Genomic DNA, 15,049 nt, shown 5'->3' on the forward strand with positions numbered 1-15,049 from the left:
TCAGGGGGTCGGGACGGTCGCGAAGATCGCGTCGATCACCATCTCGGGGCGTACGCGGTCGGCGACCGCCTCGAACGTCAGCACGAGCCGGTGGCGCAGGATCTGGTGGCGCATCACGCGCACGTCATCGGGCACGACGTGGTCGCGGCCGTTGAGGATCGCGTTGGCGCGCGCCACGTGGAGCATCGCGATCGCGCCGCGCGGCGACGCGCCGAACTCGACGTAGGAGCCCTTCTCGGGGCCCAGCGCCTGGACGGGATGACGGGTGGCGTTGACGATGTCGATGATGTAGCGCTTCACCGCGCCGTCGACGTAGACCCGCCCGACCAAGTCGCGCATGAAGGACACGTGCTCGGCGCCGAGGACCGCGTCGGTCGTCCGCTCGTCGAGCGCACCCGACTCGATGCGGTTGAGCACCTCGAGCTCCTCGCGTGGGCTCGGGTAATCGACGATCTCCTTCAGCAGGAACCGGTCCATCTGGGCCTGGGGGAGCACGTAGGTGCCCTCCTCCTCGATGGGGTTCTGGGTGGCCAGCACCATGAACGGCTCCGGCAGACGGTGGGTCTCACCGCCGATGGTGGTCTGGCGCTCCTGCATCGCCTCGAGCATGGCGCTCTGGGTCTTGGCGCTCGAGCGGTTGATCTCGTCGAGGAGGACGAAGTTGTGGTGGACCGGGCCGAGCTGGGTCACGAACCGGCCCGTGGTGTTGTCGAACACCTGCGTACCGATGATGTCGCTCGGCAGGAGGTCGGGCGTGCACTGGATGCGCGCGAAACTCGCGTGGACCGTCGACGCGAGCGTCGACGCAGCGAGGGTCTTGGCCAGCCCGGGCACCGACTCCAGCAGGATATGACCACCGGAGATCAGCGTCACCAGAAGGCTGCGGGTCAACTCGACCTGACCGACGACCTTCGTGCCGAAGGCCTCCCGGATCTGGGCGATCATCTGGGTCGCACGGGCCAGGTCGGCCTGGTCGATGCGCTGGCGTGGGGCCACGGTCGCTCCCTCGGGTAGGGTGGTTTGCGAAAGCTAATTCTAGGGATTGGCGGGGTCACCACGGAAAGAGTGCCGACCGGCGGGGTCACCCGCGGGGGATCGCTAAGGCGCTGCGTGGGCCTCAGGACGGTCTTATCCGGCCGGCGAGCGCTCCCCCCAGCGCCCAGGCGGCGACGGTCCCCTCAGGGCATTGAGTCCGATCACCGCGGTGCCGGCGGATCCGAGGCGTCTACTCGACCACCATCTCGACCGGCGTACCCAGCTCGACGGTGCGGCTGACGGTGCAGTTCTTCTCCTGGGAAAGGCGTACGCACCGCTCGACCAGCGACGCCGCCTGGCGGCCCTCGTCGGTGTCGGGGAACTCGAGGTCGAACGCGAGCCTCAGGTTGGCCATGTGGGCGCCGAGTTCGTCGTCGAAGAGCTTGTCACCGGACGCGACGACCTCGAACTTCTCGGGCTCGGCGCGACGGGTGGTGACGTTGTCGACGTCGACCGAGGAGCAGCCGGCGATGGCGGCCAGAAGCAGTTCGACGGGCGTGACGAGGCCCTCACCCTGCCCGAACTCGAGCGTGGCTCCGGACTTCGTCGTCACCCGGTAGCGCCGCTCCGACTCGCGGGTTACGGTCACCGAACGGTAGGTATCGGGGTTGTGCGCAGGCGTGGTCATGGCGCCGATCGTGCCAGATGCGTACGCGGGTCCGTGGGGCACCCGCCCCGCGGAACAACGACGCCCCCGGTCGGGGAGCGGGGGCGTTCGCCGTGGTCGTGGCTATTTCGTCTCGGCGACGACGTCGCGGGCGAAGTTGACCTGTTCCGTCGGCTCCTGCTGGCGAAGGCCGGCGACGAGGACGACGGTCTGGTTGCGGCGCACGGCGCACACGTCGAGGTCGGTGCGGTCGCGCCCGCAGACGCCGTCGCCGACCTGCCGGATGGCCTCGGCCTTGATCTGGTTCTTCAGGAGGTCGGTGACGTCGCTGACCGGCCGGGCGGCGATGACCAGGTAGGCGTTCTGGCCGTTCTTCTTGAACGTGGCCGACGTGGTCTGGACGGAGCGGTCGATGCCGAAGTCGTTCGACGGCGGCTTCTCGCCCGGCTCACGGGCCTGGTCTCCGACGGTCACCGGCAGGACCGGCATGCCCGTCGGGTCGGCAGTGGGGGCCTGTTGCGGCTGTTCGCCGGCGCGGTTGACCAGGAACGCGATGACGCCCAGGGTGGCGATGAGCACGCCGATGGCCACCGCCATCACCCATACCGGCACGTTCGACGGCAGGGGCGGCAGCTCGTCCTCGTGGACGATGACCTCCGCGAGCTCCTCGTTGTCCCCGTCGGCCCCTTCGGGCCGGTACGGGGTCGATCCGCTGGGTTCCATCGTCAGATGTGCTCCTCGATGGCGTCGGTCAGCACGCGCTTGGTCTTGGCGCCCATGAACTGCTTGACGACCTGGCCGTCGACGAAGATCTGGATCGTCGGCAGGCCCTGGACCATCTGCTGGACCGGGGTCGTCGGGTTGGCGTTGGTGTCCATCTTCATGAACTCCATGCGGTCGCCGTAGGTGTTCGAGAGCTCCTCGATGATCGGCGAGAGCTGCTTGCACGGCGAGCACCAGTCGGCCCAGTAGTCGACTAGCACCGGCTTGGACGACTTCAGCACCTTCTCGCTGAACTCCGCATCGGTGATGTCATGGACGGCCATGGGTTTCCCCGCTTCCTTCGTCGGTGTCGTGCTTCGTGATTTTTCCGTGACCGGACCAGTGTGCCTCAGGGGTCCGTGGCCCGTGCAACTTCTCGCGTTGCCTACGCCCTGTCGCGTGTGCACAGGTTGGTCCCGAGCCCGCTGGTTTCGGACACCAGCTGGTGGCGGTTTGTCAGGATTTTGGGTTTCGGGTGGGCTGGGTGGTGGGGAGGTCAGGCCTCGACGGCCGGGGTGTGGGGCGCCTCGTCCTTCAGGTCGGCGAGGAAGCGCTCCGCGTCGAGGGCGGCCGAGCAGCCGGAGCCGGCGGCCGTGATCGCCTGACGGTAGGTGTGGTCAACGAGGTCGCCGCACGCGAAGACGCCGCGGAGGTTCGTACGCGTCGAGCGCTCCTGGCAGACGACGTAGCCCGCGGCGTCGAGCTCGACCTGGCCGGCCAGCAGCTCCGAGCGAGGGTCGTGGCCGATCGCGATGAACAGGCCCTGGACGGGCAGCTCGCGCGTCTCGCCGGTGACGGTGTCGGTCAGGGTGACGGCCTCGAGCGCGTTCTCGCCCTTGATGGCGGTCACCTCCGAGTTCCACTGGAACTCGATCTTCGGGTCCTTGTGGGCGCGCTCGGCCATGATCTTCGACGCGCGCAGCTCGTCGCGGCGGTGGATCAGGTGGACCTTGGAGGCGAACTTCGTCAGGAACGTGGCCTCCTCGACGGCCGAGTCACCGCCGCCGACGACCGCGATCTCCTTGTCGCGGAAGAAGAAGCCGTCGCACGTCGCACACCAGGACACGCCCCGGCCCGACAGGCGGTCCTCGTCGGGCAGGCCGAGCTTGCGGTAGCCCGAGCCCGTCGCGAGGATCACTGCGCGCGCCGAGTATTCCTCGCCCATCGAGTCCTTGACCGTCTTGACGTCACCGGTCAGCGACATCTCCACGACGTCGTCGGTGATGATCTCGGCGCCGAAGCGCTCGGCCTGCGCGCGCATTTTCGCCATCAGGTCGGGGCCCATGATGCCCTCGGGGAAGCCGGGGAAGTTCTCGACCTCGGTGGTGTTCATCAGCGCACCACCGGCGGTGATCGAGCCCTCGATCACCAGCGGCTTCAGGTCGGCGCGCGCCGCGTACACCGCCGCGGTCCAACCGGCCGGTCCGCTGCCGACGATGATGATGTCGCGGATGTCGCTCACTGTCTCTCCTGGATGTACCGGGTGGTCCCGGCTGTGCCGGGTGCGTCGAAGAACGCCCTCGACCCTACCCAACCGTGCAGGACCACCGACTATTCCGAGACGGTCGGGCACCGCGGACGGACACGCCGACCACGTAAGGTTCGGCCCATGCGGGGATGGATCGCGGCCGGCGCGTCGCTGCTGGTGCTGCTGTGGATCGGTGCCCTCGGCACCGGGCTCGCCAACCCCGTCCCGATCGCCGACCGTGCGCCCGACTTCCCCGTCGCCCGCTGGCTGCCCGAGACCGCGTCCAACTCCCGCATCGCGCTCGGGCCCGGCGGCGTACCGGCCAGCCTCGAGTCCACGCGCACCCTCGGCCTGGGCGGCATGACGACGATCCCCGGCCCGGCGATCGACCTCGCAAAGCCACCCGCCGACGCCGACGTGTCCCGGGCGCTGTTCTGGCGTGAGGAAGCACGTGGCAGCGCCCCCGGCGCCTCCGAGTACCGCCTGCGCCTGGTCACCCCCTCCGGCGTCCACCTCGTCCTCTCCGTCGGCGCGCAGGCCTCGGCGCTGGAGAAGGGCCTGCTCGAGCTGCCGACCGACATCGCCGCCGGCCGCACCTGGGAGAGCCGCGCCCGGCTCTCCGACGGCCGCGGCTCCACCGAGGTCACCCTCAAGGCCCGCGCCGAGAAGGCGCGCCAGACCGCGTACGCCGACCAGGGCTGTCTCGATGTCACCTATGACGTGCGCCAGGGCGAGACGCCGCGTACCGACGTGGCGACGTGGTGCCCCGGCCGCGGCGTGGTGGAGGGCACGCCACTGCTCGGCGAGCGCCGCGCGCCCCTGACCGGCGCGTGGCCAGACGCGAGCTGGGAGCCCGCCCCCGCGGCCCGTGTCGCGGCGGCCCCGCAACTCGTGCGTCCCGCCATGCAGTCGGGCCTGCCCGGCCTGGGCTACAGACCCGCGGACGACGCGATCACGATTCCCCGGGCGGGCGTCGTCACCGTCGACGGCACGCTCGTGCAGGACAACATCGCCACACAGTCGCTGTCCGGCATGAAGCCCATGAAGCTCGGCGACGGCTCACCGGCCTGGGGCACGGCCTGGTGGGCGCAGCCCGGCCGCGGCACCATCGTCGCCTACGACGCGATCGGCTCGGTCGTCGTCGCCGCGACGAGCGACTCGCGGCTCATCGCCTACAGCTCCGACGGGCGCCGCCTGTGGCGCCGGAACCTGCCTGACGTCGCCGCCGGGGGCGTCACCCCGCTCGCCAAGGACGCGTTGGTCACGGTGAGCATGACCGGTACGGTGACCGCCGTCGACACGACCACCGGCGACAAGCTGTGGGAGACCGACCTCGACGGCTACACCACCGAGCCGCCGAAGGTCGCCGGCGGGTGCGTGTACGTGACCATTGACCAGGAGGGCGTGTTCGCCCTCGACGCGGCCACCGGAAAGCAGGTGTGGGACCAGGACGACGTCGGCGGGGCCGTCGCCCCCACGCCGGATGGGGGAGCCGTCGTGCTCCACCGCGGCGGGCAGGCCTGGCGGCTCTCGCCCGAGGGCGAGATACTCGACACCCAGCCCACGACGGTGGGGCGGGCCCACTCGGAGCTGGTCGCCGCCCACGGCTACGTCGTCGCGACCGGCGGCGACTCCGCGTCCTTCATCGACCCCACGTCGCTCACCGCCGGCGAGCACGTCGACGACGTCCAGACGATCGCCCCCACGGCCGACGGCTGGGTCGCGGTGACGAAGACGGAGGTGCTGTCGCTGCTGCCCAACGGCCAGGTACGCGGCCGCGCATCGCTCGGCGTCACCGCGAAGGGGAGCCGCATCTCCACCACCGTCAACGGCGTCATGGTGGCCGTGTGGCCCGAGCACGGAGGAGGGTTCGCGCTGTGGGTGCGATGACCCCGACCACGATGACCCCGACCACGACGACCACGACCGGCGCGCCCGCGCCGGACCGCGCCACACGCCTCGGACCCCTCCAGCAGGTCTGGGCCGTCGTGCGCTTCGTCGTCGGGCACGCGCTCGTCGACCCCATCCGCCGCGGCTCGCTGCGCCGCAGCGACGAGTGGCCCCGCCACCTGGTGCCCGTCGTCGTGCTCGGCCTGATCATGTACTCGCTCATGACGCTCACCGCCATCGCAGCCCCCTGGCTGCGGTCGACCTTCGACCTCACCCAGTGGCAGATGTTCTCGCTGCCCTGGGTCGCCGTCGGCGTATTCATCATGGCCCTCACCTACGCGCTGGCCCTGGCGTACGCGTCGCTGCTCCATGTCAACCCGTGGGTGCGCGTGCCCGGACTGGTCCTGGTGATCGGCCTGGCCACCAAGAACCCGTTGCTCGTCGACGGGCCGCTCAAGACGGCCGTGCTCGTCGTCGAGATCGTCGTGCTGGTGGCGTTTGCGGCCTGGCGCTGGCGGCGGCCCTACTCGCCGTTCGAGGTGCTGGTGCCGCTCGTCGTGATCGGCCACGGCCTCACCGTCCGCATGTCCGGCACCTCCGCCGGGTCGCTGGGCAGCTTCGAGGCCGCCGCCGGTGTCGTCGACCTGTTCGCGCTCCAGTCGGCGATGCTGATGTGGGCGATCCCGGCGATTTTCATGGCCGGTGCCGCGAAGGCTGAGCTGGCCATCTCGATGGCGTCGTGGGGGGCCCGCGGCGTCTGGGAGGCCGCGATGACCCACCGCCGCCGCCGCGAGATCGGCGCCCTGCTCGTCGTCGCTCTCGTCGGCCTGGCGCTGTTCGGCATCCACCGGACGCTGCAGAACCCCAACAACTCGTGGCGCGGCGTCGGGTCGTCGCTGCTGCTGCTGGCCGTCACCGGCGCGATCGGCCTGGCCGTCCTACGCTTCGTGCCGAAGGGCGACCGGGCCGGAATCCAGGTCGACCCCGACGATCTGGTCACCGGGTGGTCACCGGTGTCGCTGTGGCTGGCCATCGCGTACACGTTCGCGGTGTTCGGCCCGTTCCCCGCCGCGCAGGTCCTCGCCTGGTGGGGGATCTCGGTGCCCACGTCGCTCGGCTCCCTGTCCGACATCGTGCTGTTCCCGACGACGCTCGCCGCGTCGATCTGGCTCGCCCGGCGCGACCGCCCCGCCGCGGCGCTGCTCGTCGCCGCGATGGGCATCCACTCCGCGTACGTCACCGCGGCGAACCTGGCCGGGCTGCCGCTGACCACCGAGGACGCCCTCGTCGCCATCAGCCTCGCGGCCATGGCGGTGCTGGCGTACACGCTGGTCACGCGCACCCTCAGCGCCGACCGGGGGCTGGCGATCGGGTCGGTGCTCCTGATCGTCGGCGCCTACCCGCTGCGCGACTTCCTCGACGAACCGCTGACGCTCCTCGCGTCGGTCGCGGGCACCACCGGCGGCCTGATCCTCGGCCTGGCGTGGCGCCAGCTCACCGAGTACGGCTTCGCCCGCCGCAGCTCGCCCGGCTTCCCCGCCTCGTCCCGCGTCCTGCTGGCCGTGGCCAACCTGACCCTCGTCGCCACCGCCATCGCGATCTACGCGTGCGCGGCGGGCTCCGGCACTCTCGACCTCGGCCTGCTCGAGAACATCGGCGATGAGATGATCGGCGGATCGCTGCTGTTCGGCGTGTGCGTCGCCGGCCTGCTGATGGGCGTACGCGGCCGCGAGGGCGGCGAGCAGCGTCCGGGCGAGGAGTTCCAGGTGTTCCCGATCCTGGTGGAGGCGAAGGGGCCGGTCACGGGCACGCCCCCGCCCTGGTTCGACCCCAACGCGCCGTGGGCCGACCCGGGCGCGCCGTGGTTCGACCAGAACGTCGACCGGACGCGCTGGCGCTGAGCGGGGCTCAGCGCTTGCGGTACAGCGACTTCTGCGCGTAGACGGGCTCGCTGGTGACGTGGACGCCCAGCTGGCGGAAGATGCCCTCGTCGACCGGGCCCAGGATGGTCGTGGTGTGCACGTCGCAACCGCGCAGCCGCGCCAGCTGGTCGAGCGCGGCCGCCGCCGTCGGGTTCGTGGTCGCCGACACCGCCAGCGCGAGCAGCACCTCGTCGGTGTGCAGCCGCGGGTTGTGGCTGCCGAGGTGCTTGGTCTTGAGCACCTGGATGGGCTCGATCGTCGCGGGGGCGAGGAGCTTGATCCAGTCGTCGATGCCGGCCAGCAGCTTCAGCGCGTTGAGCAGCAGCGCCGACGAGGCGCCCAGCAGCTCGGTGGTCTTGCCGGTGACGATCCGGCCGTCGGGCAGCTCGAGCGCCGCCGCGGGGGCGTCGGTCGCCTCCGCCAGCTCTCGGGCCGGGTTCACGACCGGACGGTCGGCCGGTCCGATGCCGAGCTGGCTCATCAGGACGGCGATACGTTCGGACTGGGTGGGCTCGGACTCGTCGCGGCGCTCGGCGACGAGCGCCTTGAACCAGCGCCGGATGACCTCTTGGCGCGACGCCTCCTGGCAGACCTCGTCATCGCTGATGGCCTTGCCGGCCATGTTGACGCCCATGTCGGTCGGCGACTGGTAGGGCGACGAGCCGAGGATCGTCTCGAACAGCCGCTTCAGCACGGGGAAGATCTCGACGTCGCGGTTGTAGTTGACGCACTGCTCGCCGTATGCCTACCAGGTGGTAGGGGTCGATCATGTTGACGTCGTCGAGGTCGACCGTCGCCGCCTCGTACGCCACGTTCACCGGGTGGTCCAGCGGCAGGTTCCAGATCGGGAAGGTCTCGAACTTCGCGTAGCCGGACGCGATGCCGCGCTGGTGGTCGTGGTAGAGCTGCGACAGGCAGGTGGCCATCTTGCCGGAGCCCGGGCCGGGCGCGGTGACCACGACGAGGTCGCGCTCGGTCTCGACGTACTCGTTGTGGCCGTAGCCCTCGGCCGACACGATCCGCGGGACGTCGTGCGGGTAGCCGGCGATCGGGTAGTGGCGGTAGACCTTCAGCCCCAGCCGCTCGAGCTTGCGCTTGAAGGCCAGCGCCTCGCGGTGGTCCTCGCTCCAGTGCGTCACCACGACCGAGCCGACGAACAACCCATAGCTGCGGAACGCGTCGATCAGCCGCAGCACGTCATCCTCGTAGGGGATGCCCAGGTCGGCGCGTACCTTCTTCGCCGACAGGTCCATCGCGCTGACGCACACCACGATCTCGACCTCGTCGGCCAGCGACCGCAGCATCTCGATCTTGTTGTCGGGCGCGAATCCCGGCAGCACCCGGGAGGCGTGGAAGTCGTCGAACAGCTTGCCGCCGAACTCGAGATAGAGCTTGCCGCCGAACTGGGCCCTGCGCGCGTCGATGTGCTCGGTCTGCAGCGAGACGTACTTGTCGCGGTCGAAGCCGATCTGGTGCACGGGGACTGCCTCCTGGTGGCGAGGATTCGTCCCGGGGTGCTGGGACTTCCAGATCCTAGTGGTCATCGCCGTGGAATCTGCAAGACTCGGCGCATGGCCCGCGTACCCGGCGAGATCACCGCCCGCGAGCGCGTGCAATTCGCCCTCGGCGACGTGTTCGCCGGAGGCGCCAGCTCACTGATCGCCGTCGTCTACCTGATCTTCCTCACCGACGTCGTCGGGCTGGACCCCGCCCTCGCCGGCACGGCCGTGCTCGTCGCCAAGATCTGGGATTCCATCAACGACCCGCTCACCGGAGCGCTGTCCGACCGGACGCGTACGCGGTGGGGGCGCCGCCGACCGTGGATCTTCTGCGGCTCGCTGCTGCTGGTCGGCGGCATGGCGCTGCTGTGGAACCCCGCCCCACCGGTCGACTCGCAGCTGGCGAAGATGTTCTGGGCGATGGGCTCCTACATCGTCTACAACACCATCCAGACGACCATGGCCGTGCCGTACGCGTCGTTCTCCACCGAGATCGCCACCGACCCCGTCCAGCGCGACAAGGTGAACACGCTGCGCCTGTTGTTCTCGACGGTCTCGTCGGCGACCGTGACGCTCGTCGCGACGCAGCTGCTGGAGGCGTACGCACGCCGCGAGATCGACGAGACGGGCCTCTACGTGCGCATCGTGCTCGGCTTCGGTCTGGTGTTCGCCCTGCCGATGATGGGGGTGGCGCTGTTCTGCCGCGAACGCGTACCCCTGCCGCCCGAGCGCGGCGAGCTGAACTTCTTCGGCGGCTTCCTCAAGCCGCTGCAGATCAGGCCCATGCGCTACCTGATGGGCATGTACCTGTGTCAGGCCATCGCCTGGGACATCGTGTCGGCGATGGTCATCTACTACGCGTCGAACGTCGTGGTGGGCGTGAAGTCGTTCAACCTGCTGGCCATGTTCATCGCGGTGAACATCATCGCGTTCCCCGTGATCCGGTTCCTCGTGGTGCGGGTGTCGAAGCACCGGCTGTACGCCACACTGCTGCCGCTGGCCCTTGTCGCGATCACCGTCGTCGCGTTCTACCCGCGCTCGTGGCCGCCGGTGGGCGTGTACGTCGCCGGGTTCTGCCTCGCCGTCGGCATGGCCGGGGCTCAACTGCTGCCGTGGGTGATGTTTCCCGACGTGCTCGACGCCGCCGAGCTCGAGACCGGACGCCGTGACGCCGGCTCGTTCGGCGGCCTGATGACGTTCACCCGTGGCCTCGGCACCGCGCTCACGCTGCAGGCCATCGGCCTGGTTCTGAAGGTCACCGGCTACCAGCCCACGCTGCGTGGCGTCGGCGAGCAGCCCGACTCCGCCGTGCTCGGCATGCGGCTCATCATGTTCTGCGGCGTGTTCATGCTGCTGAGCGTCGGCTGGCTCGTGGCCCGCCGCTACCCGCTGACGATCGACGTCGTACGCGAGATGAAGCCGCGGCTGGAGGAGCTCCGTGGTCGTGAGGCGGCTACCGTACCCGGCGAGGAGAGTGACGCATGACCACCGACACCAGCGCCGAAGGGGTGGCGCCCGACCCGGGCATGGCCGTGAAGATGGGCGCCGCCTCGTTCGCGGGCATCGCCGACCTCGCCGCCGGGCGGGCGACCGACGAGCAGCCGATCCTCGAGCTCTGCGACTTCGTCGACGCGCGCCTCGACTGCGCCGACTTCCGCATGATGACGATCCTCAAGGTTCTCCACGCGTGGCCCGACCTCGTCTCCGAGCCGACGCGCGAGCGGATGCGGCGTACCGTCCTGGGGTTCAAGTACTGGATGGACGAGCCCGGCGACGACGGCATGTGCCACTGGTCGGAGAACCATCAGGTCATCTACGCCACGTGCGAGGTCCTGGCCGGTCAGCTGTTCCCCCACGAGGTGTTCACCGGGGGCTGGACCGGTGAGCAGCGCATGGCCCGCGGGGCCGAGCGGCTCCTGCGCTGGTTCGGGCACCGCTTCGACTACGGGTTCAGCGAGTGGCTGTCGAACACCTACTACGAGGAGGACGTCGCACCGCTCGCGCTGCTCGTCGACCACTGCGACGACGGCCTCCTCGTCGACGGCGCCGCCATGGCGCTCGACCTGCTGCTGCTCGACATCGCCTCCCACCTGTTCGACGGGCGACTGGTGGCCAGCGCGGGGCGCGCGTACGAGGAGCAGAAGAAGGACCCGGCGAGGGCCGACGTGAACGACGTGATCCGCCGGGCGTTCGGGCCGCCTGCCACTCTGGAGGAATTCGACCTCGAGCGCACGTCGATGGCGTTCGTGACGTGCGAGGGCTACCGGGTGCCCGACGTGATCCGCGAGATCGCCGCCGCACCCGGTCCTGCGACCGTCCGCTCGAGCCACGGGCTCGACGACTTCGAGGTCGTCGGACGCGTCGGTGCCGCCGACGACGTGGAGGTGACCGGGGCTTACTTCTGGGGGATGGAGGCCTTCACCAGCCCGCATGCGATCGAGACGACCGCGCGGGCGATCCGGCACTGGCGGATGGCCCGCAACACCTTCCTCAAGCCGCTGGGCTGGGCGCGCTTCGTCGCCGGTGCAGGGCTGCTCGCGCCGCTGGTGCGCGTGCTGAACCCCGCCGCCCAGGGCGTCACGATCAACCGCGCCGACGTCGTGACCACGCGTACGCCGCACTGGCAGCTGTCGGCGGCGCAGCGCTACCGTCCGCGGGAGTTCGGCGACCAGCAGCACCTGTGGACCGCCGCCCTGCCCGGCGACATCACGGTGTTCGCACTTCACCCGGGCGCACCGATGTTCGACGAGACCGCCCGCGGGTTCTCGCCCGCGCAGTGGGTCGGCAACGGCATCAACCCCGACGTCGTCGCCGACGGCAACCTGCTCGTCGCGGCGCACGACCTCACGGTGCGGGGAGGTGTGCTGGAGCGCGACCGCCAGCAGTACTCGCACCTGTGGTTCCCCGCCGACCGTTTCGACGAGACGGTCCGCGGCGACCGCGTGGTGGTGGGACGTCGTGGTGACTCGCTCGTCGGCGTCGTCGCCGCCGCCCGGCTCACCGACGGCACCGAGCCCGGCGAGATCGTCCAGCACGGTCGGCTCACCGGCTGGGGCGTCGTCTGCTCCGACACCGGCGAGTCGGGCTCGGCGGCCGAGCTCGCGCGGGCGCTCGGGCGTACACGCCTGGTCGTCGGCCGCGACCTCACGACCTGGCACCTCGGCGACCTGCCCGCCGCGGGCGGACGCCGCGTCGTCGGCCTGCCGCGCGACGGCGCCGCCCACGTCGATGGCCGCGAGGTCGTGGTCGACCATCCGCGCCTCGACGCACCCTGGGCTTACATCGAGCGGTTCCCGGAGGTCATCGAGGTCGCGTACGCCGGTCACCGGCTGCGCCTGGAGCGGGCCGGGTTCCGGCGTACCACCTGACGAACGAGACAGATCCGCCACCAGGTGCCGGGCGCGGCGCTCCTACGGGCAACTGGTGGCGGATCCGTCTCATCAGCAGTCGTCGACCAGGATCCAGGCCGCGCTGTCGGCGGGCAGTGTCCCCGCCGACGGCTCGGCCGAGGCGATCAGCACCTCGCCCGCCGCCACCCGTTCTGGACCGGACATCGCCACGACGACCGCGAGCCGGCCGCGGCGACAGATCACCCCGCCGGTAGGGGTGACCTCCCACTCCGTCGCGTGGTCGGTGAGCACCCCGTCGGCGAGCAGGCTCCGGCGCAGCGCGATCGCCCGACGGGTGAAGCCCAGCATCGAGCCCGGTCCGGTCTGGGCGTCCACCGCGTACGCACCCCAGCCGTCCGGTTGCGGCAGCCAGGGCTGCGCCTCGGGTGTGGAGAACCCGTGCGCGGCCGCGGGGTCTGCCGTCCACGGCAGGGGTACGCGTGCACCGTCCCGGCACACGCCGCCACGGGTCCACATGGGGTCGCGGCGCGCCTCGACGGGGACGTCCACCCCGGGCAGCCCGAGCTCCTGCCCCTGGAAGAGGTACGCGCACCCGGGCAGCGCGAGCAGCGCCAGCAGTGCGGCGCGGGCCCGCCGGGCCCCTGCCTCGCCACCGCCGTAACGCGTCACGGTTCGCACGATGTCGTGGTTCTCGATGGCCCACGTCGGCGCCCCACCGTGCGTACGCCGGGCCAGCTCCAGCTCGCGGCCGACGCGGACCCATTCGTGCGGGTCCCAGCCGAGGGCGGCGAACGCGAAGGCGAACGCCTGGTTCAGCTCGTCGGGACGGGCGTAGCGGGCGGCCCGCTCCGGGGCGAGGTTGACCTCGCCGACGAGGATGCGCGGCGGGTCGTAGGACTCGGCGATCGCGCGCCAGCTGCGGTAGACGTCGTGGACCGGTTCGCGGTCGCAGGCCAGCGGGTTGAACCGCAGCCCGTCGACCACCGACTCCACGTCCGGGGCGTCGGGCAGTCCCGGCGCCTTGAACAGGGCGTGGGCCACGTCGACGCGTAGGCCGTCGACCCCGCGGTCGAACCAGAACCGCAGCACGTCCTCGAACAGGGCCGCCACGCGCGGGTCCTCCCAGTTCCAGTCGGGCTGGGCCGGCGAGAACAGGTGGAGGTACCAGTCGGTGTCGGTCTCCGAGGCGGCGTCCGCGCGCGACCAGGCGGGTCCGCCGAAGACGCTCGTCCAGTTGTTGGGCGGCGTCTGCGGGTCGGGGCCCTGCCGGAAGTGGAACATCGCGCGCTCGCCCGACCCGGGACCGGCGGCGAGCGCCGCCCGGAAGGCCGGGTGCTGGTCGGAGCAGTGGTTAGGCACCAGGTCGGCCAGGACGCGCAGGCCGAGCCCGTGGGCGCGCGCCAGCACGGCGTCGAGGTCGGCGAGGGTGCCGAACAACGGGTCGACGCCCGTGTAGTCGGCGACGTCGTAGCCGTTGTCGACCTGCGGCGACGTCTGGAACGGGGTGATCCAGACGCCGTCCACGCCGAGGTCGGCGATGTGGTCGAGACGGGACAGCAGCCCGCGCAGGTCGCCGACCCCGTCACCGTCCGAGTCGCGGTAGGAGCGCGGGTAGACCTCGTACATCACGGCATCGCGCCACCAACTGCTCACTTGCCGGCCCCCGAGGTGAGGCCCTCGACGATGCGGCGCTGGAACAGCAGCACCATGATGACCAGCGGCACGGTGACGATGACGCCGGCGGCCATCTGCTCGCCGAACGGCGCCTGGAACTCCGTGGCACCGGTGAACTTCGAGATGGCGACGGTGGCGGTCTGCATCAACGGGTCGTTGATCATCGACAGGGCGATGATGAACTCGTTCCAGGCGTGGATGAACGTCAGGATGGCGGTGGTGAACACGCCCGGTGCGGCCAGCGGCAGCAGGACCTTGCGGAACGCCTGCCACTTGGAGCAGCCGTCGATGAGGGCGGCCTCCTCGAGGTCGTAGGGCAGCTGCTGCATGAACGTGGTGAGGTTCCACACCGCCAGTGGGATCGCGAACGACAGGTTCGGCACGATCATGGCCTGGTAGCTGTTGATCCACCCGATCTGCGTGAACAGCTTCAGCAGCGGTACGACGACCGAGATGCCCGGGAACATCGATGTGGCGATGATGATGCCGAGGATGGCGCCCTTGCCGGGGAAGTCCAGACGCGACAGCGCGTACGCGGCGAAGACGCCCAGGACCAGCGCGAGGGCGGTGGTGATGCCCGCGACGAGCAGGCTGTTGACCAACGCACGACCGAACATCGTGGACGAGTCGAACACCTTCGCGTAGTTCTCGAGCGAGAACGGCTGGGGGATCAGGCTGTTGTCGAAGATGTCGGCGGTGCGGCGGAAGCTGGAGACCAGCATCCAGTAGAACGGCGCCAGGCAATACAGGGCGATGATCGCCAGGGCGACGTACGCGGTCCACGACGTCGCCGGGCGGCTGGGGCGCTCCACCTTCACCGGTTCGGTGGGCGTGGCGTCTGC

General features: G+C 70.5%; 13 protein-coding genes. 4 read left to right on the forward strand and 9 right to left on the reverse strand.

Annotated elements, in window-relative coordinates; all coding sequences use genetic code 11:
- From ACYVGD_RS15270 to trxB, 5 genes are all read right to left on the reverse strand, one after another.
- Complete coding sequence (locus tag ACYVGD_RS15270) at nt 1-945, reverse strand: AAA family ATPase (protein ID WP_460744691.1); 945 nt, start codon at nt 943-945, stop codon at nt 1-3.
- A gap of 280 nt (nt 946-1,225) precedes the next feature.
- Nucleotides 1,226-1,663, reverse strand: coding sequence for an OsmC family protein (locus tag ACYVGD_RS15275; protein WP_460744643.1), 438 nt, complete (start codon nt 1,661-1,663; stop codon nt 1,226-1,228).
- A gap of 102 nt (nt 1,664-1,765) precedes the next feature.
- A complete protein-coding gene (locus tag ACYVGD_RS15280; protein WP_460744644.1) occupies nt 1,766-2,365 on the reverse strand; it encodes a hypothetical protein in 600 nt (199 codons plus the stop codon).
- A gap of 2 nt (nt 2,366-2,367) precedes the next feature.
- Entirely contained in the window at nt 2,368-2,688 is a 321-nt protein-coding gene (trxA, locus tag ACYVGD_RS15285; protein ID WP_460744645.1) for a thioredoxin, read from the reverse strand.
- A gap of 212 nt (nt 2,689-2,900) precedes the next feature.
- Nucleotides 2,901-3,866, reverse strand: a complete 966-nt coding sequence (gene trxB / locus ACYVGD_RS15290; protein WP_460744646.1) for a thioredoxin-disulfide reductase — start codon at nt 3,864-3,866, stop codon at nt 2,901-2,903.
- A 147-nt stretch (nt 3,867-4,013) separates the two neighbouring features.
- Here trxB and ACYVGD_RS15295 point away from each other — a divergent pair, with 147 nt between their 5' ends.
- Nucleotides 4,014-5,762: an outer membrane protein assembly factor BamB family protein gene (locus tag ACYVGD_RS15295; RefSeq protein WP_460744647.1), complete on the forward strand. Its 1,749-nt coding sequence runs from the start codon at nt 4,014-4,016 to the stop codon at nt 5,760-5,762.
- Nucleotides 5,750-7,663 carry a hypothetical protein gene (locus ACYVGD_RS15300; RefSeq protein ID WP_460744648.1) on the forward strand — a complete coding sequence of 638 codons (1,914 nt, stop codon included), beginning with the start codon at nt 5,750-5,752 and terminating at the stop codon, nt 7,661-7,663. Before ACYVGD_RS15295 ends, ACYVGD_RS15300 begins: the two co-directional genes overlap by 13 nt.
- Nucleotides 7,664-7,670: 7 nt before the next feature.
- Here ACYVGD_RS15300 and ACYVGD_RS15305 read toward each other — a convergent pair whose 3' ends face one another.
- A complete protein-coding gene (locus ACYVGD_RS15305; protein ID WP_460744649.1) occupies nt 7,671-8,378 on the reverse strand; it encodes a DUF1846 domain-containing protein in 708 nt (235 codons plus the stop codon).
- Nucleotides 8,281-9,228, reverse strand: coding sequence for a DUF1846 domain-containing protein (locus ACYVGD_RS15310; RefSeq protein WP_460744650.1), 948 nt, complete (start codon nt 9,226-9,228; stop codon nt 8,281-8,283). The genes ACYVGD_RS15305 and ACYVGD_RS15310 overlap by 98 nt, the downstream gene beginning before the upstream one ends.
- A 27-nt stretch (nt 9,229-9,255) precedes the next feature.
- Between ACYVGD_RS15310 and ACYVGD_RS15315 the strand changes: the two genes are divergently transcribed.
- Both ACYVGD_RS15315 and ACYVGD_RS15320 read left to right on the forward strand, forming a co-directional pair.
- The gene (locus tag ACYVGD_RS15315; protein ID WP_460744651.1) at nt 9,256-10,668 is read left to right on the forward strand and encodes an MFS transporter; all 1,413 of its coding nucleotides are present in this window, start codon (nt 9,256-9,258) and stop codon (nt 10,666-10,668) included.
- Nucleotides 10,665-12,551, forward strand: a complete 1,887-nt coding sequence (locus ACYVGD_RS15320) for a hypothetical protein (RefSeq protein WP_460744652.1) — start codon at nt 10,665-10,667, stop codon at nt 12,549-12,551. Before ACYVGD_RS15315 ends, ACYVGD_RS15320 begins: the two co-directional genes overlap by 4 nt.
- A gap of 72 nt (nt 12,552-12,623) precedes the next feature.
- On the opposite strand, the gene ACYVGD_RS15325 is transcribed toward ACYVGD_RS15320, so the two are convergent.
- The gene (locus ACYVGD_RS15325) at nt 12,624-14,186 is read right to left on the reverse strand and encodes an alpha-amylase family glycosyl hydrolase (RefSeq protein ID WP_460744653.1); all 1,563 of its coding nucleotides are present in this window, start codon (nt 14,184-14,186) and stop codon (nt 12,624-12,626) included.
- Nucleotides 14,183-14,929, reverse strand: a complete 747-nt coding sequence (locus ACYVGD_RS15330; protein WP_460744692.1) for a carbohydrate ABC transporter permease — start codon at nt 14,927-14,929, stop codon at nt 14,183-14,185. The genes ACYVGD_RS15325 and ACYVGD_RS15330 overlap by 4 nt, the downstream gene beginning before the upstream one ends.
- Between the last annotated feature and the right edge of the window lie 120 nt (nt 14,930-15,049).

Source organism: Mariniluteicoccus endophyticus, from assembly GCF_054780035.1.